This is a genomic window from Clostridium sardiniense, assembly GCF_050584765.1.
Taxonomy (GTDB): domain Bacteria; phylum Bacillota; class Clostridia; order Clostridiales; family Clostridiaceae; genus Clostridium; species Clostridium sardiniense_A.
This window is the reverse complement of record NZ_JBNOOR010000001.1, coordinates 1,672,978-1,697,296: the sequence shown is the minus strand read 5'-3', so window position 1 is coordinate 1,697,296 and position 24,319 is coordinate 1,672,978. Positions and strand designations below refer to the sequence as shown.

Here is a 24,319-nt window from a genome sequence, read left to right as displayed (position 1 = left end):
GGAGAAAAAATGAAGAAGAGAAGTATCAAGATGCTAACTCTTTTAGCAGCGACAACTGTTGGTCTATCAATGTTTGCAGGTTGTGGAAGCAAAACTGCAGAAACAGATTCAAAACCGAAAGAGGAGCAAGTATTAAATATTGCAGTATTTGAAGGTGGACATGGATCAGAGTATTGGAAAGAAATTAGTAAAAAATTTGAAGAAGAAAATCCAGGGGTTAAAGTTAATGTAGAAGCTAATCCAAAGATTGGAGAAATAGTAAGACCTAGAATAGCATCAGGTGATGCACCGGACTTTATATACTTAGGATCAACTGATAAATCTGGACTAGCTACATCTCTAATAAAAGATAATGCTCTAGAAGATATATCAGATGTATTTGAAGGAGAAGATCCAGATGGAGGCGGAAAGCTTAAAGATAAAATTTTAGATGGATTCTTAGATACTTCACTTACAGCTCCATATGGAGATGGAAAAGTATATTTAGCACCACTTTACTATAATGTAACAGGTATGTGGTATAACAAAACTTATTTTGAAGACAAAGGATATAAAGCACCAAAAACTTGGGATGAATTCTTTGCTCTAGGTGATAAGGCTAAAGCTGATGGAAAAGCATTATTTACTTATCAAGGCTTAAATCCATCATATAATGAAGCTATGATATGGCCAATGATTGCATCAGCTGGTGGAGAAAAAGACTTAAAAGCAGTATTTAATTATGAAGAAGGAGCTTGGAATAGCGAAGGAGCTAAGAAAGCTTTAGAAGCATTTGAAAAGATAGGAAAAGATGATTATTTATTAAAAGGAACAGTTGGTATGAGCCATACAGCAGCACAACAAGCATTCTTAGATGGAAAAGCTTTATTTATACCAAATGGAAATTGGTTTGAAGATGAAATGAAGAATACAATTCCAAAAGAAGGCTTCTCATTTGGATTTATGGCACCTCCTGTATTTAAGGATGGAGATACTCAATATGCAACTACTATGATGGAACAAATGTATATTCCAAAAGTTGCAAAGAACAAAGATTTAGCAAAGAAATTCTTAGCATTCCAATATAAAGATGAAAATGTTAAATTAAACTCTGAATTATCAGGTGCAGTTGTACCAGTTAAAAAAGGTTTAGAATTTGCTAAAGAAAAATTAAACCAATCAAACTATGAGTGTTTCAAGATATTTGAAAATGGCGTTAAACCAATAACTGTTGACTTTAAGACAGTAACTGGAACTGAAGTTAATATCGCTGATGAAGTGTACAATCCAATGGCTTCAATCATGAATAAGAAGTTAACAGCTAAAGAGTGGGCTGACAAGCTTGAAAAAGCAGATGCAAAACTTCGTGAAGCATTAAAAAAATAATAAATATTAAAATAATGGATAATGGTTGGGGTAAAACCCAACCATTACTAAATATATAGCATTGGAAGTGAGATACGTGAAAAATAATAAAAAGAAAGTATTTATAGCGTGGTGTATAATTCCTGCGTTAGTATTGTTTTGTTTATTTATGGTGTACCCAATAATAAAAGGATTTAGTATGTCTTTATATAGCTGGGGAGGATTATCAGATAATGCAACTTTTATAGGCTTTGATAACTTTAAAACTCTCTTTGCAGATGAATATTTTATAAAGTCTTTAAAAAATACAGGGTTTTTACTTTTAGTATTCCCAAGTATAACAATAGTTTTTTCATTATTGTTAGCAATCTTCTTAACACAAGGAAAACTTAAAGAAAAGAATTTCTATAGATTAGTTTTCTTCTTCCCTAATGTTTTATCTATGGTTGTTATAGGGGTCCTATTTACATACATTTATGATCCTTCAATTGGTATATTAAATTCTTTCTTTGAAATGCTTGGGATAGAATCCCTTCAGCTGGTTTGGCTTGGAGATCCAAAAATTGTATTATGGGCACTTGCAATGGCGATGGTGTGGCAAGCAGTAGGATATTATATGGTAATATATATGGCAGGTCTTGATGGAATCCCACCAGAGCTTTATGAAGTGGCAGATATAGAGGGAGCTACTTTTTGGCAAAGATTTAGATATGTTACATTACCGATGATTTGGGAAATTGTAAGAGTTACTTTAGTATTCTTTATAACTGGAGTATTTAATTTAAGTTTTATATTTGTAAATGTAATGACTGGAGGAGGTCCAGATGGTGGTTCTGAAGTACTGTTAACTTACATGTACAAGCAAGCCTTTGTTAATTCAAATTATGGTTATGCAATGGCTATAGGTGTCGTAATATTTATTATGGCAGTTGGACTTGCACTTATTTTAAATAGAATAACAAAAAAGAGTGAAGCATAAAAGAGAGGAGAATAGCTATGAGAGTTGAAAATAAAGGCGAAAAGATTAAAAATTGGACATTGAGAATAGTACTGATTTTCGGAAGCTTGCTTGTTATTGTTCCTTTAATTTGGACAGTTTTATCTTCGCTAAAATCACCAAGTGAATTTACTACTGCACCATGGGCACTACCGGAAACACTGAGATTTGAAAATTATACAAATGCTTTTACTAAAGCAAATATGGGGGATTATTTCATAAATTCAATAATAGTAACATTACTAGCATTAGCTTTCTTAATGATTCTTGCAGTACCATCAGCTTATGCATTATCTAGATATAAATTTATAGGATCAAATTTCTTGAAGAATTCTTATATGGCAGGATTATTTATACAATCAGTATATATAATAGTACCATTATTCTTAATAATGAGTGATCTAAATTTATTAAATAATAGAGTAGCACTAAGTTTAGTTTATGCAGTTTTGCAATTACCATTTTCAATTTATATATTAATAGGATTTATGCAAAGTATACCTAAAGATTATGAAGAAGCTGCAATGATAGATGGATGTGGTTATACAAGAACATTAACAAGTGTTATAGTTCCTCTTGCAAAGCCTGGAATAATAACAGTTTTAATATTTAATTTCATGGGATTCTGGAATGAATATGCTATGGCAATGACATTTATAACTCAAGATTCAAAGAAAACATTACCTGTTGGACTTCAAAATTTAATGGAAGTAAATAAGTTTGCAACTGATTGGGGTGCAATGTTTGCAGGGATGGTTATAGTAATGGTACCAACAATAATTGTTTATTCAATATTCCATAAGAAATTAACTGAAGGAGTTAATATAGGTGGAATTAAGGGGTAGGAGTTTTTTATATGATAAAAGATAAAAGTAATCTTAAATTAACAAAAAAGATTAAAGAGAGATTTATAAATGATACATTTTAAGATGTCATTAAAACCCAGATGAATATATATTCATCTGGGTTTTAAGCTTTCCTTGACAGATTTCATTTAAAAAGGGTAAAATTATTTATTAAGTTCATTAATAAATGAAAGAGAAAGGAATGAATTTCATGGAAGGATCATGGATAGAAGTAAAAGTTATTACAACAAGTGAGGCACTTGAACCTATAGAAGGTATTTTTTATATATTAGACTGTAAGGGAGTTTCAGTAGAAGACCCTAATGATATATTAGAAAGAGAACAAGGACCATTAACTTGGGACTTTGCAGATATAAATGTTTTAGAACATAAGGGGGAGTATGCTGTAGTTAAAGGATATTTCTCAGAAGAAGATAATATAGATGAAGTTGTTACATATGTAAAAGAAAAAGTACAAGAAATAAAAGAAATGGGATTCAATGTTGGCGAAGGAAGAGTAGAAGTTACTAAAACTCATGAAGAAGATTGGGCAAATAACTGGAAAAAGTACTATAAGCCTTCAAAAGTTGGAGAACATATTGTTGTTAAACCAATATGGGAAGAATACAAAGAAAACGAAGGCGAATTAGTAGTAGAATTAGATCCAGGTATGGCCTTTGGAACAGGAGATCATGAAACAACAAAAATGTGCATTCAAGCCTTAGAAAAATATGTTGAAAAAGATAGTACTGTATTCGATGTCGGTACAGGATCAGGTATACTTGCAATAGCAGCAGCTAAACTTGGTGCTAAGAAAGCTGTAGGTGTTGACTTAGATCCAGTTGCAGTAGAATCTGCTAAGGAAAATGTAGGATATAATGATTTAGATAATATAGAAATACTTTATGGAAATCTAGTTGAAGTAATAGAAGGAAAAGCTGATATAGTTGTTGCGAATATTATTGCTGAAGTAATATGTATACTAATTGATGATGTTAAGAGGGTACTAAAAAGTGGTGGAATGTTCATAACGTCAGGTATTATACATGAAAGAGTAAGTATGGTTACTGATAAGTTAGAAGAGTCAGGCTTTGAAGTTGTTAAAGTTAACAAGGACGGAGAATGGAACTGTATTATAGCAAAAGCAAAATAAAGGTTAGGTGAAGAGTAAATGCATAAGTTTTTTACCCCATCAAACTATATATTTGATGATAAAGGGAAAATAGTGGGGGAAGATGTAAAACATATTTATAAAGTTTTAAGACTAGCTGAAGGTGAAGAGGTAGTTTTAAATGACTGTGCTGGTGTAGAATATTTAGCTAAAATAAGTGAAGTAACAAAGAGCGAGGTTACCTTAGATATAATTGAAAAGCTAGATATAAATAACGAAAGTGATGTTGAAATAGTATTATTTCAAGGAATGCCTAAAGCTCAAAAGATGGACTTAATAGTTCAAAAGGGCACAGAACTTGGGATAAGTAAATTTATTCCACTTATGACTGAAAGGGTAGATGTAAAGCTTAAGGGTGATTTTAAGAAATTAGATAGATTAAATAGAATAGCACTTGAAGCTTGTAAGCAAAGTAAAAGAAGTGTAATTCCAGAAGTTTTAAGCCCTATTGGAATTGATGAATTAATAAATGAAATAAATACCTTTGACTTAAGCTTAGTTCCATATGAAAATAAAGAAGACTATGGAATTAAAGGACTTATGAAAGATATAGATAAAGAAAATATAAAAAGAGTCTGCATAATAGTAGGGCCAGAAGGCGGATTTGAAGAGAGTGAAATTGAAAGATTGAAGGATGCTGGAGCTTATATAATAACTTTAGGTAAAAGAATACTTAGAACAGAAACAGCAGGCTTTGTGGCCACTTCATTAATTCAATATGAGTTAGGAGATCTAGGAGGAATAATTTAATGAAAGTTGCATTTGCTACATTAGGATGTAGAGTAAATATGTATGAATCAGAAGCTATGACTGAAAAGTTTGTAAGAGAAGGATATGAAGTTGTAGACTTTACAGAAATTGCAGATGTATATGTTGTAAATACATGTTCAGTTACAAATATGGGAGATAAAAAATCAAGACAAATAATAGGTAGAGCAAGAAGATTAAATCCAGATGCTATAATTGCAGTAGTTGGATGTTATTCTCAAATTGCTCCTAAAGAGGTTTCAGGAATAGAAGGCGTAGATGTTGTTCTTGGAAGCAGAAATAAGGGAGAAGTAGTTTATTACGTAAATAAAGCTATGGATGAGAAAAAACCACAAATAGAAGTTGGTGGGGTACTTAGAAATAAGAAATTCGAACAATTAAAGATAGAAGATTATAGAGATAAAACTAGAGCATTCTTAAAAATACAAGATGGATGTAATAGATTCTGTGCATATTGTTTAATACCATACACAAGAGGAGCTGTTTGTTCAAAAGACTTTAATAGCGTTCTTGAAGAAATAAAACAACTTGCAGCCCATGGATTTAAAGAAGTAATATTATCAGGGATTCATACAGCATCTTATGGATTAGACTTAGAAGGTAATGTTAATTTAGTTACATTGCTTGAAGAGATAGAGAAAATTGATGGAATAGAAAGAGTTAGAATAGGCTCTATAGAACCAGCATTTTTCACAGATGATGTTGTAGAGAAGATTAAGAATATGAAAAAACTTTGTCCACAATTCCATTTATCATTACAAAGTGGATGTGATCCTACATTAAAGAGAATGAATAGAAGATATACAGCAGCAGAATACGAAAGAATAGTTAATGTATTAAGAGATACTCTAGAGGATGCATCAATAACAACAGATGTTATTGTTGGATTTCCAGGAGAAACTGATGAAGAATTTAATGAAACATATGAATTCTTAAAGAGAAATAAATTAACTAAAACTCATATATTTAAGTTTAGTCCAAGAACTGGAACAAAAGCAGCAGATATGAAAGATCAAGTTGATGGGACTAAAAAAGAAGAAAGAAGTAAAAAATTAATAGAGCTTAATGAAAAAAATGAAGCTGAAGTTACTGAAAGCTTAATAGGAAGAGAAATGGATATATTAATTGAGCAAGAAGTAAAAGGTAAAGAAGGAATATATGAAGGATATACTAGAAACTTTATTAAAGTTCATGTGAGTGGAGCTTCTAAAGATGATATTGGAGATATAATAAAAGTGAAAATTTTATCATCAAAGGGTGACTATGCAGAGGGAAAAGTGGTAAAATAATAAAGTAACTACTCTATTAAAGGGGGTGAGTTTATGTCAGACTGTATTTTTTGTAAAATAGTTAATGGAGAAATTCCATCAAATAAGATATACGAAGATGAATATGTATATGCTTTTTACGACATAAGTCCAGAGGCTCCAGTTCATTTTTTAGTTATACCTAAAGAACATATAAAAAGTGCTAACTTCATAACAAAAGAAAACTCTAATGTAGTTGCACACATCTTTGAAGTTATAAATAAAATAACAAGTGAACTAGGTATTTCAGAGGATGGATATAGAATTGTAAATAACTGTGGAGTTCTAGGCGGTCAAACTGTAGATCATATGCACTTCCACGTTTTAGGTGGTAGAGAATTAAAATGGCCACCGGGCTAAAAAATCTTTCATGAAATTGTTGACACAATTAACATGAATAATGTATAATATAGCTTGTGTTATTAAGCCCGTAGCTGATTGAATTGATAATTTAAGCTAGCGGAGGGAGGGATAATTATGTCAGAAATAAAAGTTGGAGAAAACGAAACACTTGAAAGTGCGTTAAGAAGATTTAAAAGAAAATGTGCTAGAGCTGGAGTTCTTTCAGAAGTTAGAAAGAGAGAACATTACGAAAAGCCAAGCGTAAAGAAGAAAAAGAAATCAGAAGCTGCTAGAAAGAGAAAGTTCAAGTAGTATTTTGAAAGAAGGTATATAAAATGCCAACAATTAAAGATAGACTTCAAGAAGATTGGAAAACTGCTTTAAAGGCAAAAGACAAGTTTAAGGCTAATGTATTAAGTACGGCTAAAGCTGCAGTTTTATTAGTTGAAAAAACAGATAATAAACCTGTAGATGATAGTCAAGTAATTGAGATATTAGCGAGAGAAGTCAAGCAAAGAAGAGAAGCTGTGCTTGAGTTTGAAAAAGGTAATAGACAAGATTTAGTAGATGAGGCTAACGCTGAAATCAGTATCTTGCTAAATTACCTTCCTCAGCAATTAAGCGAAGAAGAAATCTTACAAATCGTTAAGGAATCAGCTATAGAAGCGGGTGCAAATAGCATAAAAGACATGGGAAAAGTTATGGCGTTAGTTAGACCAAAGATTGTTGGTAAAGCTGATGGCAAGCTTGTAAGTCAAATAGTGAAAAATTATTTAAATAATAAATAGCAAAAGGGCTCTTATAAGAGTCCTTTTTGTTATATTTAGATTAAAAGAAGATGAGCTTTATTAAAGCTCATCTTCTTTTTGGTATTAAAACAATATAAAAATCATAAATTACTATGATAGAAATATTGTGGGGGAGAGAATTTAGTGAGAGAAAGTTTGGTAAACAAGAAAAATGAGATTTTAGAAAAGATTGACCTTCCTAAAGATGTAATAATGGGATTACCTAAGATAACAGTTTTAGGAGATAGCGAGATAACGATTGAAAATCATAAGGGGATAGAGAGCTTCGAAAATGAGTGTATAAAAGTTAAAACAAATAAGGGCATCGTAAAAATAGATGGAATGAATTTTGAAATTCTATATATAGCCTCAGAAACAATAGTTTTGAGTGGAAAATTTAAATCAATTAATTATGGAGATTTTGCCTAATGAACTTTGAAACAAAAAAATTAACAATAATAACAGTAGAAGTGACCCTTATAAATAAAGAACAAATGTTAAATGCACTATGGAAAAATGATATAAGAGTAGATAATATACGAAGAATTGATGCGGCTACCTTTACTATGAATATATATGGTGAAGATTATGATGATGTAAAAAAAATTGTTAAAAGGTGCAATGGAAAAATAAAAATATTAAAGAGAAAAGGTGCAATAATAAGATTTTCTAGATTAAAAAAGAGGATTTCTTTTGTCATTGGAGGAGTGATATTTTTAGCTATGTTATTTATACTTTCAACTCGTATATGGGCTATTGATATAGAGACAGAGAAAAACGTATCTCCTTTCGAAGTTAGAAAGATGCTTAGTGGCTTAGGTATTAAACAGGGATTAAGTAAAAGTCAAATAAATGTATATGATATTGAAAAAAAATTAGAAGATCTTAGTCCAGAAATACTTTGGGTTAGAGCGAGAATGGAAGGGTCAAGTTTAAAGCTTAAAGTTGAAGAAAAGGTTAATCCACCGGAAATTTCTGATGGAAGAGAAGGCGAAATCATAGCAAAGAAAGATGGAGAGGTAAAAAGAATATATACTGAATCTGGAACAGCTGCTGTAAGCCCAGGAGACATAGTGAAAAAGGGGGATATATTAATATATCCTTATGGTGGGCTTAGAGAGGAAAAATATGCTGTAAACCCAGAAGGAGTCGTTATAGCGAATGTATTCTATGAAAGGAGTTTGGATGTTCAAATAAATGGTGAAAAATTAGAGAGAACAGGAAATAAAGATAGTGATATCTATTTAAATATAGGTGGAAAGAAAATTTACTTAAAAAAGTCTACAAATTCCTTCGAGAACTATGATAAAATAGAAGATAAAGATGGAATAGTACAGTCTGTTACTTATTATGAAATGGAAAATAAAGAAATAAACTTAAATAAAGATGAAATAGTAGAAGAATCCGTTAAAAAACTTGAAAAGTTTCTTGTAAAAGATCTAACTAATGAAGCTAAAGTGGTAGGAAGAAATTATGATGTAGAATATATTGGCGATGGAAAGATAAAAATTATTGCAAGATTTGCAGTTGAAGAAGATATTGCATCATAACAGGAGGCTATATATTAGTTGATAAGAAGGTGGTAAACTTGATAAGAAGAAATAAAATTGAAATTAAGCCTAAAGAGAAGTATGTAAGATTTTTAGTAAATACAATTACGATTGTTATAACATATATATTACTTATAACTGCAATTGCACCTAAACAATATGATTTAAAAGAGGGGGACATTGCAAGGGTAGATATAAAGGCACCTAGAGATACGGTGAATGAATTAGCTACTCAAGAGAGAATTAAAGAAGCTACGGAAAAGATTGATAAACCGTATACTCTTAAAGGTGAGGTTCAAAATGAGGTAGAAAAGAACATTGATGATGTTCTAAATAAAATTATAAACTTAAATACCACAGTTGATGATGAGAAAGAGAAGCTAAAAGAACTTTCAAAGCTAGGTAATAGTAATTTATCTGAAAGTGATTATAAAGTATTACTTGCTTTGTCACAAGAAACGTTAAATGATATAAAGTTTGAAGTTAACGGAATTATAAAAGAAGTGTATGAAGAGAATATTCAAGATGGTAACAAACAAAGTATGAAAAAGGCAACTGATTTAGCAGAACGAAGAATTAATGAAATGAATACTTCAGTTAATGTAAAGAAAGTTCTTAAAAAGCTAATTCTGCCTGAATTAAAACCGAATTTCTTCTACGATAAAGAAAAAACAGATGAACTTATAAAAGAAGTACAAAAAAATGTACCTAAAGTAATTATAAAAAAGAATCAAACTATAGTAAGTGAAGGAGAACCTGTTACAGCAGAGCAAATAGCTGTTCTTGAAGATTTAGGCCTTCTAGATCAAAGTGGAGGTACTTCGTTTTTAATTCTTTATGCTGTGCTTGCTCTATTTACAATAATAGTTTTCTTTACACAATATGTGTATATATCAAAGAATCATAAAGAAGTTTATAAAAACACTAAACTTATTATACTTATGAATATAATAAATATATTTAGTTTTATTTTAGCAAGAGTAATAGGTGGATTATCACCTTTTGCAATTCCTCTTGCTTGTGCACCTATACTTATATCATTATTAGTTGATTATAAATTATCCCTTGTTGTATGTAGTATAAATGTAATTATAATAGGAGCTCTAGTTAATTTTAATCCTCAAATTATAATGCTTGGAATTCTAAATGCTATATTAGGTTCTACTGGACTTAGAAAAATGCAACAAAGAAATGATATATTTTATTCATCAATATCTCTGATGATAATGAGTGCATTACTTACATTTACAACTGGTGTATTACTTTCAAATAATTTTAAAGAAATATTAATGTTTAGTGGGCTTGCAGCTGTAGGAGTTGTATTCTCAGCGATTTTAGCTATTGGGGTATTACCATTTTTAGAATCAAGTTTTGATGTTGTTACAACATTAAAATTACTTGAACTATCAAATCCTAATAATCCATTACTAAAAAAATTATTAATGGAAGCGCCAGGAACATATCATCATAGTATGTTAGTTGCAAATCTTGCAGAAATGGCAGCAGAAGAAGTTAATGCAAATCCTGTAATAGCGAGAGTAGGAGCATATTTCCATGATGTAGGTAAGACGAAGAGGCCATTTTTCTTTGGTGAAAATCAAATAGGAAAAGAAAATCCTCATAATAAAATAAACCCTAATTTAAGTACACTAATAATAATATCTCATGTTAAAGATGGGGTAGAACTTGCGAAAGAGTATAATTTACCAGATGTAATTAAAGATATAATAGAACAACATCATGGTACAACACTTGTTAAATATTTTTACTATACTATGAAAAATAATGCAGAGAATCCTGAAGATATAAAAGAAGAGGACTTTAGATATCCAGGACCAATTCCAAGCAGTAAAGAGGCTGGAATAATAATGTTATCAGATAGTGTGGAAGCCGCAGTTAGATCTATTTCTGATCCGACTAAAGGTAAAATAGAAGAAATGGTTAATAATATTATTAAGGATAAACTTTACTCAGGACAGTTAGATAATTGTGATTTAACACTAAAAGATTTAGAGAAGATACGTAAGTGTTTTCTTAAGGCTCTATATGGTATTTATCATCAAAGAATAGAGTATCCAACAGAGAAGAAGATTAAAAATAGTTAATTTTTATGGGGAGGGCGACACTCCCCATAATTTAATTTATAATTAAATTAATAAGGAGAATTTATATGATTTATGTAGATGACAGACAGGATAAAATAGAAGTAACAGATGAATTTATTAAAAAGCTTGAAAGTGTTATAAGCTTTGCGCTAAAAGAGGAAGAGGTATATATTGATTGTGAAATATCTATGCTTTTTGTAGATAATGAAGAAATAAGAGATATAAACAACGAGACGAGAGGAATAGATAGAGCAACAGATGTACTTTCATTTCCAATGCTAGATTATGATAATAAAAAAGTTTTTAAAGAAGTGTATAAAGATAATAACTTTGATGCAACATTTATGGATGGAGAAGAGTTAGTTTTAGGAGATATAGTACTATCATTAGAAAGGACATTAGAACAAAGCAAAGAATATAATCATTCCTTTGAAAGAGAAGCTTGTTATTTAGTAGTACATTCGGTATTACATCTTTTAGGATATGATCATATGGAGGATGAAGACAAAAAAATAATGAGAAGAAGAGAAGAAGAGATACTTGGAAAATTAGATATTACAAGATAAAAAATAAGGGTGATTTTTTATGAGATTAAAAAAGATTGTTGATAGTTTTAATAATGCTATAGATGGAATAATTTATACTGTTAGGACTCAAAGAAACATGAAGATACATATGGTGTTAACTTTGCTAGTGTTAATAGCATGCCTTTGCTTTGATGTTTCAAAAAATGAATTTTTAATACTTGCCGTAACTATAACTATGGTAATTGGAGCAGAACTTTTAAATACAGCAATAGAAGCAGTGGTTGATATGAATACTAAACATTATCATCCTCTTGCTAAAATTTCTAAAAATGTAGCAGCGGGAGCGGTGCTTTTAACGGCTATAAATTCAGTTGTAGTTGGGTATATTATATTTTGGGATAAATTATCTAATTTATCTCTTATATTACTTCATAAAATAAAGGGATCTGAGCCATATACTATATTTATTGTATTGGTTATAGTTTGCATAGTAACAATAATAGTAAAGGCAATATTCGGAGAAGGTACACCACTAAAGGGTGGTATGCCAAGTGGGCATAGTGCTCTATCTTTTTCATTAGCTACTGCTATATCCTTAATAACAGAAGAGCCTATATGTATTATGCTTAGCTTTATTATGGCCATAATAACAGCACAAAGTAGAGTAGACTCTGAAGTTCATTCAACTTTTGAGGTTATTGTAGGTGCTCTATTTGGTATTTTAATAACACTACTTATATTTACTATTTTTAAATTATAAACCTTTAGATATAAAACTTTTTTTAATTAACTATTAGTGATATAATAAATAGCACATAATAAGATATAGTTTACACAATTCAGAAATGAGGGATGTTATATGGCAAACACAAAATTAATAAAAGAGGCAATTTCAGCAAGAGAAAAAGCATACTGTCCATACTCAAATTTTAAGGTAGGAGCAGCAGCACTTTTTGAAGATGGGAATATATATACTGGATGTAATATTGAGAATGCATCATATGGGGCAACAAATTGTGCAGAACGTACTGCCATATTTAATGGAGTATCAAAGGGTAATAAGGTATTAAAAGAACTTGCACTTATTGGTGATGTTAATAATTACACATATCCATGTGGTATATGCAGACAGGTGATTACAGAATTTGCAGAAAGCAAAGATATGAAAATTTACATTATAAAAAATGAAAATGATTATATAGAAAAAACTTTAGATGAAATATTGCCAGGATCTTTTACAAAGAAAGATCTAGAGTAACAGGAGGAAAAATGTTTAAATCAGGATTTATATCAATAGTAGGGAGACCAAATGTAGGTAAGTCTACTTTAATGAACTATATAATGGGAGAAAAACTTTCAATAGTTTCAAACAAACCACAAACAACAAGAAATAATATTCAAACAATATTAACTACAGATGATTATCAAATGGTATTCGTAGATACACCAGGTATTCATAAGCCTAAGCATAAGCTAGGAGAATATATGGTTAATTCAGCTAAGGATTCAACAAAGGACGTTGATTTAATTCTTTTCTTAACTAATCCAGGTGAAGAGATAGGAAGAGGAGATAAATTTATATTAGAATCATTAAAAGCAAAAAATGCACCAGTATTTTTAGTATTAAATAAAATCGATGAAGCCACTCAGGATGTAGTTGCAAAAACGCTTACAGATTTTTCGAAAGAATTTGATTTTAAAGAGATAATACCAATATCAGCTATAAAAGGTAAAAATGTAGATAAATTATTAGAATTAATGGTTGCAGAATTGCCAGAAGGACCTAAATATTATCCAGAAGATATGATTACTGATGTACAAGAAAGATTTGTAGTATCAGAGATAGTTAGAGAAAAAGCACTTAGAACATTAAGAGATGAAGTTCCACATGGTATTGCTGTAGATGTAATACAAATGAAGCAAAAAGAAAATGGAACTTATCATATAGAAGTAGATTTAATTTGCGAAAAAGACTCTCATAAAGGAATAATAATAGGGAAAAATGGGCAATGTCTAAAGAAGATTGGAGAAACTTCAAGATATGAATTAGAAAGATTCTTAAGAAGTAAGGTTAATATAAAAATATGGGTAAAAGTAAGAAAAGAATGGAGAGATAACCAAACATTACTTAAGGAATTAGGATATAAGAAGCTTAAGTAAGGTTTTGGGGGTTGATTGAATTGTCCTTATTAAAAACGCAGGGTGTAATAATTAAAGCTCAGGATTATAAGGAAAATGATAAATTAGTCTGGTTATATACTGAAAAACTTGGGAAAATCACAGCTATAGCAAGAGGAGCAAAAAAAAATAAGAGTAAGTTGTTTGCAATAACGCTTCCTCTTTGCTATGGAGATTATATGATTTTTAAAGGGAAAAATTTATCCAATTTACAAGAAGGAAAGATTATTAATTCATTCCAAGGTCTTATGGGGAATTTAGATAAACTTACATATTCATCCTATCTTTGCGAACTTATTGATATAGGTCTTATGGATGGAGAAAGTAATAGATGGTTATATAAAGAATTTATAACAACTTTATATCTTTTAGATACTGATGCTATAGATTATGAACTTCTTATAAGAGCTTTTGAATTAAAGCTTCTAAAAGCTACAGGATATGGTCTTCTTTTAGATCAATGTGTAAGCTGCAGAAGAAAACTTGGTGTTTCAAACTACATAAGTTTATCAAATTTTGGTGGGATTTGTGAAGAATGTAACAGAACTCATGGACTTCATGTATCAAAAGGAGCATATAATGCACTTAAATTTTTAACAAATATGAGTTCAGATAAAATATTTAGACTTAATTTATCAAAAGATATAAAAAAGGAAATAGAAAGGGTAACGACATTTATAATTTCATCAAATTATGCGAAAAAGCCTAAAAGCTTAGAAATGTTGAATTACTTAAAGGAGTGATAATTTATGAAAGAAATTACTTTAGAAAAAGTGGATCAAATAAGAGAAAGAACTGGAGTTAGCTATGAAATGGCAAAGGAAGCTTTAGAAGCTAATAAAGGTGATGTACTAGAAGCATTAATATATATAGAAAGTAATGTAGTTGTTCCATTTGCTGAAGAAGAAAGTTCAAAATATAATTATGCTAAAGGAGATTCATCAAATGATGGATCAAAAAGAGGAGAAACTATAGAGGAACTTAAATCATGGTTAAAAGATACAATAGAAAAGGGTAATGTAAGCAGAATAAAAGTTAAAAAGGATGATGCTATTTTAGTTGATGTTCCTGTTAATGCTGGAATTGCAGCAACTGTTATAGCAGTTATAATTCCACCAATTTTAGCTTTTGGAGTAATAGCAGCAGTTGCTACAAAATTAACTATAGAAATAACAAGATGCGATGGATCTGTTGAAGTAGTAAATAAATATGTTGAAAAAGCTGCTGTAGAGGTTAAAGGTAAGGCCTTTGAAATTGCAGATATAGTTAAAGATAAATTTAATAATAAAAAAAGCGATTTTAAAAATATAAAAGCAAATAGAAAAAACAGTCATACAGATGATGAAACTGTATATACATATACAGTAAATTTCGAAGATAAGGAATAAATGGAAGAAATTTGAAGAAAAACACCTGTGTGATAAAGATAAAATGAACAAATAGGGAATATTCAGAATATTTGGTGAAATTTTGATAAAATATTATATAGTAAAACAAAAAATACATGGTATAATTAGTATATAATTTGAAAATATAACAAATGTGAATATTCCTTATTTTTAGAAAGAGGGATTCGTTTTGAAATTGTCAGATAGACAAGAAGAAATAATTAGGCTAGTTAGAGAAGGTCAACCTGTAACTAGTGAATGTTTGGCTGAAAAGTTAGGTGTAACTAGAGCTGCACTTAGAGCAGATTTAGCAATTTTAACAATGATAGGGACATTAGATGCGAGACCGAAGGTTGGTTATGTATACTCAAATAAACCAAAAAGTAGTTTAGTTCATGAGTATATAAGTGAAATTAAAGTTGGAGACATAATGTCAAAGCCATCAATAGTTAATGAGTCAACGATGGTATATGATGCAATCGTATACTTGTTTTTAAACGATGTGGGTACTTTATTCGTTGAGAATTCAGGCTTTTTAACAGGTGCGGTATCAAGAAAAGATTTTCTTAAAATTGCTATAGGTGGTACAGATATTCATAAAGTTCCAGTTGGAGTTATAATGACTAGAATGCCAAATATAGTATGTGGAACAGTAGATGATCCTGCATATGACATTGCAACAAAAATAATAGAACATGAAATTGATAGTATTCCAATAGTAGAAAAAATTGTGGTAGATGACAGGGAACAATACAAAATAGTGGGTAAAGTATCAAAGACTAACGTTACAAAATTATTTGTTAAACTTGGACAAAACAAATAAATAAATTTTATTGGGTTAACTACGGAGCAAATTATAGGCTTCCGCTAGTATAGATAACATTAGTATTGAACGGAGGAGTATTGAGATGGAGAAAAAGTACGTTTACCTTTTTAAAGAGGGAAATGCATCAATGAAAAATCTTTTAGGGGGTAAAGGAGCTAACCTAGCAGAAATGTCTATTTTAGGTGTTCCAGTTCCGCAAGGATTTACTGTTACAACAGAAGCTTGTAATAAGTATTATGAAGATGGAAAGGTTATAACACCTTCTATAATTCGAGAAATTGAAGATTCTATGAAAGAACTTGAAAAAATAACAGGAAAAGAGTTTGGAAGTACAGAAAATCCATTGCTTGTATCCGTAAGATCAGGAGCTAGAGTTTCAATGCCTGGTATGATGGATACAATTTTAAACCTAGGATTAAATGATGTAGCTGTTGAAGCTATGGCAGATCTTACTAATAATCCAAGATTCGCTTATGATTCTTATAGAAGATTTATTCAAATGTTCTCAGATGTTGTTATGGGTATAGAAAAGAGATTATTTGAAAATAAAATTGATGAGATGAAGGAAGCAAAAGGCGTTACTGTCGATACAGATTTAGATGCTGATGATTTAAAAGAGCTTGTTGGTCAATACAAAGAAATTTATAAAAAAGAAAAGGGAGAGGAATTCCCACAAGATCCAAAAGAACAATTAATTGAATCAATTACTGCTGTATTTAGATCATGGAATAATCCAAGGGCTATTGTTTATAGAAGATTAAATGATATCCCAGGTGAATGGGGAACAGCTGTAAATGTTCAAGAAATGGTATTTGGTAATAAGGGAGAAACTTCAGGAACAGGAGTAGTATTCTCAAGAAATCCTGCAAATGGAGATAAAGAAATATATGGTGAATACTTAATGAACGCACAAGGTGAAGACGTTGTTGCAGGAATAAGAACACCACTTCCTATAAAGAAATTAGAAGAGCAAAATCCAAAGATATATCAAGAGTTTATTGATATTGTTAATACGTTAGAAAATCACTATAAAGATATGCAAGATATGGAGATTACAATAGAAGAAGGTAAATTATATTTCCTTCAAACTAGAAATGGTAAGAGAACAGCACAATCTGCACTTAAAATAGCTGTTGATTTAGTTGAAGAAGGAATGCTTACTAAGGAAGAGGCTATACTTAAAGTTGAGCCTAAGCAATTAGATACATTACTTCATCCAGCTTTCTATGATGAAGATTTAAAGTCTGCAAATCCAATTGCAAAAGGTCTACCAGCTTCACCAGGTGCTGCATGTGGTAAAATTGCATTTACAGCTGAAGAAGCTAAGGAAAGAGCTGCAGAGGGTGAACAAGTTGTATTAGTAAGACTTGAAACTTCACCAGAAGATATAGAAGGTATGATAGCAGCTGAAGGTATTTTAACTGTAAGAGGAGGTATGACTTCTCATGCAGCAGTTGTTGCTAGAGGAATGGGTACTTGCTGTGTTGCTGGATGTGGAGAGCTTAAAGTAAATGAAGATGCTAGAATATTAGAGGTTAATGGTAATGTTTATACAAGCAATGACTTTATTTCAATAGATGGAACAACAGGAAATATATATGGAGAAAAGATTAAAACTGTTACTCCTGAAATAACTGGACATTTTGCAACATTTATGGAGTGGGTAGATGGAATAAGAAAGTTAAAGGTTAGAACTAATGCTGATACTCCAAGAGATGCGAAACAAGCAGTTGAATTTGGAGCTGAAGGTATAGGTCTTTGTAGAACAGAGCATATGTTCTTTGCAGAAGATAGAATATTAGCTGTTAGAGAAATGATAATAGCTAAGACTGAAGAAGATAGAAGAAAAGCTCTTAATAAGATTCTTCCAATGCAAAAAGCTGATTTTATAGGAATATATGAAGCGCTTAAAGGAATGCCAGCTACAATAAGACTTTTAGACCCACCATTACATGAGTTCTTACCTCACACAGAGGAAGACAAGATAGCACTTGCTAAAGAACTTGATGTAGATGTTGAAGATATTAAATTAGCAGTTGATAGCAAACATGAATTTAACCCAATGATGGGACATAGAGGATGTCGTCTTGCTGTAACTTATCCAGAAATTGCAGAAATGCAAACAAGAGCAATAATAGAAGCTGCAATAGCTGTTAACATTGAGAGAGGATATAATGTAGTTCCGGAAATAATGATTCCTCTTGTTGGAGAAATTAAAGAATTAAAATATGTTAAAGATGTTATTGTTGAAACTGCAGAAAAAGTAATGGCTGAAAAAGGAACTAAGATTGAATATACAGTAGGTACAATGATAGAAATTCCAAGAGCTGCACTTACTGCAGATGAAATTGCAAAAGAAGCTGAGTTCTTCTCATTTGGTACAAATGATTTAACTCAAATGACTTTTGGTTTCTCAAGAGATGATGCTGCTAAATTCCTAGCATCTTACTATGAAAGAGGAATTTATGAGCAAGATCCATTTGCTAAGCTAGACCAAAATGGAGTAGGTCAATTAGTAAAGATGGCTGCAGAAAAAGGTAGATCTACAAGAGAAGATATTAAGCTTGGTATATGCGGAGAACATGGTGGAGATCCAGCATCAGTTGAATTCTGTCACAATATAGGATTAAACTATGTTTCATGTTCACCATTTAGAGTGCCTCTTGCAAGACTTGCAGCAGCTCAAGCACAAGTTAAAAATAAAAGATAATTAATATAAAAAACAGTCTAGAAATTCTAGACTGTTTTTTATTATAAATAAAAATTTATTTATATATAATGTTTATAATTTAAATCCATATTCTAGTTCTACTCTTGCTGAAATTTCTTTGATGAATTTAAGCTGGAAGTAAGTCTTTTCGTTTGATTTTTTTAAGAGAGTTACAAACGCTTGTTTATTACATTTTTTTATATTTTTATAATAGTCTCTAGATATTTTCCAAAATTTTTGTGGGAAACATACATATGCTAAAATATATCGTATATCAGAAGGGGTAAGAGGTGCTATAGCGTTATATTCCCTTAGAATAGAAAGTGTAAGTTCTACATCAAATCTAGTGTGGTCTCTTCGTAGCAACCTTCTTAAAAAATATCCTAAATCTCTAGCAGAATAATCAAGCTTACATTTATCTAAATCAATAACCCATATACGAGTACTTTTATCAAAAATTATATTTTTATTTACATAATCTCCATGGCATAAAGAACTTGAAAGCTCACTATTATCTATATGAGAAGATAGATATAATGACCATTTAGCAAGCTCTAAATTATCATCAAATTTTTCAAGAAACTCAATAGAATAATCATCTAATAATTTGTAGGCTGTATTATAAGATATCAATATTTGATTGAAATGCTTTAAAGTTGATATGTAATAGTCAGAGAATCCTATTCTTTTTTCACTTCCTTCAATGGGAGTAAACTTTCTTGAGCATGAATGGATACCAGCTAATTGCTTTGCGGAGATTATAACGTGGTCTAGATTATCAAAGTCACATTTCATTCCATCTATCCATATTGTAAGGATAAAATACATGTTATTAAATTTAACAAATTTATTTCCATATAATGTATTTAAAAGTTTTGGAGTTTTTATTCCATTTTGCCAAAGCCACTCCAATGATGAGTATACGAATAAGAGGTTAGCTTCGTCAAAGTAAACCTTTTTTAGACAGTAACATTTTCCTTTATAGCATACTTTATATACAGCTCTTTGTTTATCTGTATCTTTGAATTTTATAATATTAACTTTAGCGTTCTCTAATCCGTAATGAGTTAATATATTTTTTTTTATATTTTCTTCAGAAAAAATATCTATAATTTGGTGTTCTTTCTTTCTATCCATAAATACTCCCCTCAAATAATTGCTTATTATTATACTATTAGTAATAAGTATGAAATAGAATAATATAATTTTAAATAATAAATTTTAAATTTTTGCAAATAATAAATTGAAGTAATAATTAGAGGATTTTAGAGATAATTATAGAATAGTTGATATGAGGTGAAATTATATGGTTATAAGAGAGAAAATTGAGAAGTTTGAAAGGTTGACATTGAGACAAGAATCGCAATTCTCATTCGAAAGTAAAGGGCGAGAAAGAAAAGAACAAGATGATTCAGTCAGAACGTGTTATATGGTTGATAGAGATAGAATAATACATTCAAAGGCCTTCAGAAGATTAAAGGATAAGACACAAGTTTATATTAGAACAAATGGGGATCATTATAGAAATAGATTGACTCATACATTAGAAGTATCTCAAATTGCAAGAACAATAGGAATAGGAATAGGACTTAATGAGTATCTAATAGAAGCAATATCATTAGGTCACGATTTGGGGCATGTTGCATTTGCACATAATGGAGAGGAAGTTTTAAATAAGTTCCTTAAAGAAGGTTTTAGGCATAATGAACAAAGTGTAAGAGTCGTCAAGAGGCTTGAAAAGGATGGAAAGGGATTAAATTTAACAGAAGAGGTTATTGATGGAATTTTAAAGCATAGTGGACTTTCTAAGAATGAAAATCATGATGCGATTACGTTAGAGGGAAGAGTTGTAAAGTACTCAGATAAAATAGCGTATATAAATCATGATATTGATGATTCGATAAGGGCAAATTTATTAAATGAAGAAGAGTTACCGAAAGAAGTAATAAAGGTACTTGGAAGAACTCATTCTGAAAGAATAGAGACATTAGTTACAGATTTTATAATTGAATCAAATAAAAACTTAGATGAAGGAGTATTTAAAGTAGGTCTTAGTAAAGAAAAAGATGAAGCTATGAGAGAACTTAGAGGGTTTATGTTCAAAAATATTTATCTAGGAGAAATTTTAAAGGTAGAGAGAGATAAAGCAAAATTTATTTTGGAGGCAATAATAGATTTTTATACTAAAAAGCCAGAAAAAATGCCAAAGCTTTATAAAGATATAGTGGAGGAGGAGGGGATATATAGAGGCGTGGCAGATTATATTGCTGGTATGAGTGATGATTATTGTCTTAATAAATTTAATGAAATTTATGTTCCTAAACTAGTAATATACTAATTTAAGGAATAAAAAATACAAAATTAGGAAACATAAAATTATTGAATAAAAAGAAGGAATTTTATCCTTTAAGCAGAATAAATAATAAAGAGTGAAAAAAATATAATATTCTACAATTATATAAAAATAAAAGAAGGAATACTAAAAAAAATGTCGAATACAATATAGGTTGCATAAAAAAAGCTGAGGAGGGAGAGAAGCTCCTTGCGTATTACAGAAGAAACTATTGAAAGAATTAAGCAAGAAAATGATATTGTTGATGTTATTTCAGAAACAGTAAAGTTAAAAAGATCAGGGCGTAATTACATGGGACTTTGTCCATTTCATGGAGAAAAATCGCCTTCTTTTAGCGTTTCACAGGATAAGCAGATTTATAAATGTTTTGGCTGTGGAGAAGCTGGCAATGTACTTACATTTGTAATGAAGCAAAAGAACTTAAACTTCATAGAAAGTTGCAAGCTTTTAGCTGAGCGTGCAAACATTCCTTTAAACCTTGGAAACGGAGAAGAAAGTAAAGTAGTTAAGAAGAAAGAACTTTTATATAAGATAAATGTAGAGGCTGCAAGATACTTTTTTTCGAATCTTCAAAGGGATAAAAATGCAAAAGAGTATTTTACAAATAGAGGAATGAAAGAAGTAACCATAAAGAGATTTGGTTTAGGTTATGCAAAAGATGGATGGCAAAACCTTCGTATGTACCTTAAGAAAAAAGGCTTTAATGAAGCTTTAATGCTTGAAGCAGGCCTTGTAATAAAAAGTCAAAAAGGAACAATATATGATAGGTTTAGAAACAGAGTAATGTTTCCAGTGTTTAATATTAAAGGAGAAGTTATAGGCTTTGGTGGCAGAGTCTTAGATGATTCAAAACCAAAATATTTAAATTCTCCAGAGACATTAGTGTTCCAAAAAGGAACAAATCTTTATGGGTTAAATTTTGCTATTAAAAACAAAATAGAGGAAAGATATTTCATTATTGTTGAAGGATATATGGATTTAATTTCACTTCATCAATATGGAATAACAAATGTTGTTGCATCTTTAGGTACAGCACTTACAGTTAATCAAGCAAGACTACTTAAAAGATATGCAGATAAGGTTATTATTTCCTATGATGCAGATGTTGCAGGTCAAACAGCAACCTTAAGAGGACTTGAAATTTTAAAAGAGGCTGGGTTTGATGTTAGAGTACTTCAAATTCCTCAAGGAAAAGATCCAGATGAGTTTGTAAGGAGTAATGGAAAGGAAGCCTTTCTGAAATTAGTTAATAAAGCTGATAGCTTAATAGCTTATAGACTTAGCAAAGCAAAAGAAGGAATAAACTTTAAAGATAAATCTTCACTTGTAGAGTATGGTAATAGAGTTACAGAAATATTAGCAAATTTGAATCCTGTAGAAAAGGATATTTACGTAAAAAGTATATCAGAAGACACAGGAATTAAAGAACAGTCATTATATGACCTAATTGCTATTACAAGGAATACGAAAAGTGATGATTTAATGAATAAAAAGGAAGAATATGGAACAAAATTATATGTAGAGCCTGGTTATATAAAAGCTGAAAAATCATTAATAAAATTAATGCTAGAAGATGATTGTTATGAGGATATAACTTTAAATATTTCATCAGATGACTTAAATTCTAAAGCACATGCAAAAATCTTTAATTTGATTAAAGAGGCTAAAGAAAATGGATTAAATGATATTAATCTACATGTTGAGGCAGGTTGCGATGACGTAGATTCTTCTAAAGAATGGGTAAAAATAAAAGAATTCCAAGTTTTAAAAGCTCGAGATGTACAAAGGCTAGTATTAGACTACATAAAGCAAATAAAAGATTTTAAACTTAGAAAAAAAGCAGAAGAGCTTAAAGTAAAATTAAAAGGGTTAGAAAAAGAAGGATTAATAGAGGAATCAATAAAAATTGCGTTAGAGCTAAATAAAATAAATGATGCACTAAAAAGGGGAGAGAGGGTTTAATTTGGTCATGACGGAAGGAGGTCACAAAATTATGGCAGGAAAAACAAAGGTAAAAGGTAAAGAAGAAAAGAAAGATAGAAATCAAAAGATGACCGTAGTTAAAAGTCTTATAGATAAAGGAAAGAAAAGCGGTTCATTAACTTATAAAGAAATTATGGATGAGATTGACAATATTGAATTAACTCCAGAACAAATAGAGAAAATCTATGAGGTTTTAGAGTCAATGGGTATTGAAGTTATAGGTGAGCCACAGGCAGCTGAGGAAGAGGAAGAGGAATTAGACTTAAGTGTACCAGAAGGTATTGCAATAGATGACCCAGTTAGAATGTACTTAAAAGAAATTGGTAAAGTTCCACTATTATCATCAGAGGAAGAAATAGAACTTGCTAAGAAGATAGAAGAGGGAAGTCAATATGCTAAAAAGAAATTAGCAGAAGCTAATCTAAGACTTGTTGTAAGTATAGCAAAAAGATATGTTGGAAGAGGTATGCTTTTCCTAGATCTTATACAAGAAGGTAATTTAGGCCTTATAAAAGCTGTAGAAAAATTTGACTACAGAAAAGGATATAAGTTCTCAACATATGCTACATGGTGGATTAGACAGGCGATTACAAGAGCTATTGCAGACCAAGCAAGAACTATAAGAATCCCTGTTCATATGGTTGAAACTATAAATAAGTTAATAAGAGTTCAAAGACAATTATTACAAGAACTTGGAAGAGATCCTTTCCCAGAAGAGATTTCAAAGGTTATGGATTTACCAGTTGAAAAGGTAAGAGAAATTCAAAAAATTGCTCAAGAACCAGTTTCACTTGAAACTCCAATTGGAGAAGAAGAGGATAGCCATTTAGGTGATTTTATTCCAGATGATGATGCATTAGCACCAGCAGAAGCAGCAGCATTTACAATGCTTAAAGAACAACTTATAAATGTTTTAGATACATTAACTCCAAGAGAAGAAAAAGTACTAAGACTAAGATTTGGATTAGATGATGGAAGAGCTAGAACTCTTGAAGAAGTTGGTAAAGAATTTAATGTTACTAGAGAAAGAATTAGACAAATAGAAGCAAAAGCTCTAAGAAAATTAAGACACCCATCAAGAAGTAAAAAGCTTAAAGATTATTTAGATTAATCTTAAAATAGCACCTTAAATGGTGC

Annotated in this window: 24 protein-coding genes; 23 read left to right on the top strand and 1 reads right to left on the bottom strand. The window is 30.5% G+C overall.

The features are described 5' to 3' along the window. The first annotated feature begins 9 nt into the window (after positions 1-9). The 20 genes from ACQPUW_RS08395 (at position 10) to ppdK (ending at position 18,846) form a co-directional block, all read left to right on the top strand. Positions 10-1,365: a carbohydrate ABC transporter substrate-binding protein gene (locus ACQPUW_RS08395; protein WP_430836995.1), complete on the top strand. Its 1,356-nt coding sequence runs from the start codon at positions 10-12 to the stop codon at positions 1,363-1,365. Positions 1,366-1,441: 76 nt separating this feature from the next. Then, on the top strand, positions 1,442-2,323 hold the full coding sequence (locus tag ACQPUW_RS08390) for a carbohydrate ABC transporter permease (RefSeq protein WP_430836994.1): 882 nt from the start codon (positions 1,442-1,444) through the stop codon (positions 2,321-2,323). Between the two features lie 17 nt (positions 2,324-2,340). After that, positions 2,341-3,186, top strand: a complete 846-nt coding sequence (locus tag ACQPUW_RS08385) for a carbohydrate ABC transporter permease (protein WP_430836993.1) — start codon at positions 2,341-2,343, stop codon at positions 3,184-3,186. Between the two features lie 211 nt (positions 3,187-3,397). Next, entirely contained in the window at positions 3,398-4,339 is a 942-nt protein-coding gene (gene prmA / locus ACQPUW_RS08380; protein ID WP_430837297.1) for a 50S ribosomal protein L11 methyltransferase, read from the top strand. 18 nt (positions 4,340-4,357) lie between these two features. Next, complete coding sequence (locus tag ACQPUW_RS08375) at positions 4,358-5,107, top strand: 16S rRNA (uracil(1498)-N(3))-methyltransferase (RefSeq protein ID WP_430836992.1); 750 nt, start codon at positions 4,358-4,360, stop codon at positions 5,105-5,107. Continuing rightward, positions 5,107-6,414, top strand: coding sequence for a tRNA (N(6)-L-threonylcarbamoyladenosine(37)-C(2))-methylthiotransferase MtaB (mtaB, locus tag ACQPUW_RS08370; protein ID WP_430836991.1), 1,308 nt, complete (start codon positions 5,107-5,109; stop codon positions 6,412-6,414). Before ACQPUW_RS08375 ends, mtaB begins: the two co-directional genes overlap by 1 nt. Positions 6,415-6,447: 33 nt before the next feature. After that, a complete protein-coding gene (locus ACQPUW_RS08365; RefSeq protein ID WP_204593772.1) occupies positions 6,448-6,792 on the top strand; it encodes a histidine triad nucleotide-binding protein in 345 nt (114 codons plus the stop codon). 117 nt (positions 6,793-6,909) lie between these two features. Beyond that, positions 6,910-7,086 carry a 30S ribosomal protein S21 gene (gene rpsU, locus ACQPUW_RS08360; protein WP_008429643.1) on the top strand — a complete coding sequence of 59 codons (177 nt, stop codon included), beginning with the start codon at positions 6,910-6,912 and terminating at the stop codon, positions 7,084-7,086. 23 nt (positions 7,087-7,109) lie between these two features. After that, positions 7,110-7,562: a GatB/YqeY domain-containing protein gene (locus tag ACQPUW_RS08355; protein ID WP_430836990.1), complete on the top strand. Its 453-nt coding sequence runs from the start codon at positions 7,110-7,112 to the stop codon at positions 7,560-7,562. A gap of 144 nt (positions 7,563-7,706) precedes the next feature. Further along, entirely contained in the window at positions 7,707-7,991 is a 285-nt protein-coding gene (yqfC, locus tag ACQPUW_RS08350; RefSeq protein WP_430836989.1) for a sporulation protein YqfC, read from the top strand. Continuing rightward, complete coding sequence (gene yqfD / locus ACQPUW_RS08345; RefSeq protein WP_430836988.1) at positions 7,991-9,112, top strand: sporulation protein YqfD; 1,122 nt, start codon at positions 7,991-7,993, stop codon at positions 9,110-9,112. Before yqfC ends, yqfD begins: the two co-directional genes overlap by 1 nt. A gap of 38 nt (positions 9,113-9,150) precedes the next feature. Further along, on the top strand, positions 9,151-11,217 hold the full coding sequence (locus tag ACQPUW_RS08340; RefSeq protein WP_430836987.1) for an HD family phosphohydrolase: 2,067 nt from the start codon (positions 9,151-9,153) through the stop codon (positions 11,215-11,217). Positions 11,218-11,282: 65 nt separating this feature from the next. Next, positions 11,283-11,783, top strand: coding sequence for an rRNA maturation RNase YbeY (gene ybeY / locus ACQPUW_RS08335; RefSeq protein WP_430836986.1), 501 nt, complete (start codon positions 11,283-11,285; stop codon positions 11,781-11,783). Positions 11,784-11,802: 19 nt separating this feature from the next. Next, positions 11,803-12,504, top strand: a complete 702-nt coding sequence (locus tag ACQPUW_RS08330) for a diacylglycerol kinase (RefSeq protein ID WP_430836985.1) — start codon at positions 11,803-11,805, stop codon at positions 12,502-12,504. Positions 12,505-12,603: 99 nt separating this feature from the next. Beyond that, complete coding sequence (locus ACQPUW_RS08325; RefSeq protein WP_430836984.1) at positions 12,604-13,002, top strand: cytidine deaminase; 399 nt, start codon at positions 12,604-12,606, stop codon at positions 13,000-13,002. 11 nt (positions 13,003-13,013) lie between these two features. Next, on the top strand, positions 13,014-13,904 hold the full coding sequence (era, locus tag ACQPUW_RS08320) for a GTPase Era (RefSeq protein ID WP_430836983.1): 891 nt from the start codon (positions 13,014-13,016) through the stop codon (positions 13,902-13,904). An 11-nt stretch (positions 13,905-13,915) separates the two neighbouring features. Then, positions 13,916-14,665: a DNA repair protein RecO gene (gene recO / locus ACQPUW_RS08315; protein WP_430836982.1), complete on the top strand. Its 750-nt coding sequence runs from the start codon at positions 13,916-13,918 to the stop codon at positions 14,663-14,665. A 6-nt stretch (positions 14,666-14,671) separates the two neighbouring features. Then, positions 14,672-15,310, top strand: coding sequence for a DUF4342 domain-containing protein (locus ACQPUW_RS08310; protein WP_430836981.1), 639 nt, complete (start codon positions 14,672-14,674; stop codon positions 15,308-15,310). 190 nt (positions 15,311-15,500) lie between these two features. Beyond that, positions 15,501-16,133 (top strand): helix-turn-helix transcriptional regulator, encoded by a 633-nt coding sequence (locus ACQPUW_RS08305; protein ID WP_430836980.1) that lies wholly within the window; start codon positions 15,501-15,503, stop codon positions 16,131-16,133. Positions 16,134-16,218: 85 nt separating this feature from the next. Then, positions 16,219-18,846: a pyruvate, phosphate dikinase gene (gene ppdK, locus ACQPUW_RS08300; RefSeq protein ID WP_430836979.1), complete on the top strand. Its 2,628-nt coding sequence runs from the start codon at positions 16,219-16,221 to the stop codon at positions 18,844-18,846. 72 nt (positions 18,847-18,918) lie between these two features. Here ppdK and ACQPUW_RS08295 read toward each other — a convergent pair whose 3' ends face one another. Continuing rightward, positions 18,919-19,983 (bottom strand): CotS family spore coat protein, encoded by a 1,065-nt coding sequence (locus ACQPUW_RS08295; protein ID WP_430836978.1) that lies wholly within the window; start codon positions 19,981-19,983, stop codon positions 18,919-18,921. A 169-nt stretch (positions 19,984-20,152) separates the two neighbouring features. Here ACQPUW_RS08295 and ACQPUW_RS08290 point away from each other — a divergent pair, with 169 nt between their 5' ends. The 3 genes from ACQPUW_RS08290 to rpoD all read left to right on the top strand — a co-directional run bounded on the left by ACQPUW_RS08290 (position 20,153) and on the right by rpoD (position 24,293). Further along, complete coding sequence (locus tag ACQPUW_RS08290; RefSeq protein WP_430836977.1) at positions 20,153-21,184, top strand: deoxyguanosinetriphosphate triphosphohydrolase; 1,032 nt, start codon at positions 20,153-20,155, stop codon at positions 21,182-21,184. 204 nt (positions 21,185-21,388) lie between these two features. Continuing rightward, positions 21,389-23,161: a DNA primase gene (dnaG, locus tag ACQPUW_RS08285; RefSeq protein WP_430836976.1), complete on the top strand. Its 1,773-nt coding sequence runs from the start codon at positions 21,389-21,391 to the stop codon at positions 23,159-23,161. A gap of 7 nt (positions 23,162-23,168) precedes the next feature. Next, complete coding sequence (gene rpoD, locus ACQPUW_RS08280; protein WP_430836975.1) at positions 23,169-24,293, top strand: RNA polymerase sigma factor RpoD; 1,125 nt, start codon at positions 23,169-23,171, stop codon at positions 24,291-24,293. The last annotated feature ends 26 nt before the right edge of the window (positions 24,294-24,319 follow it).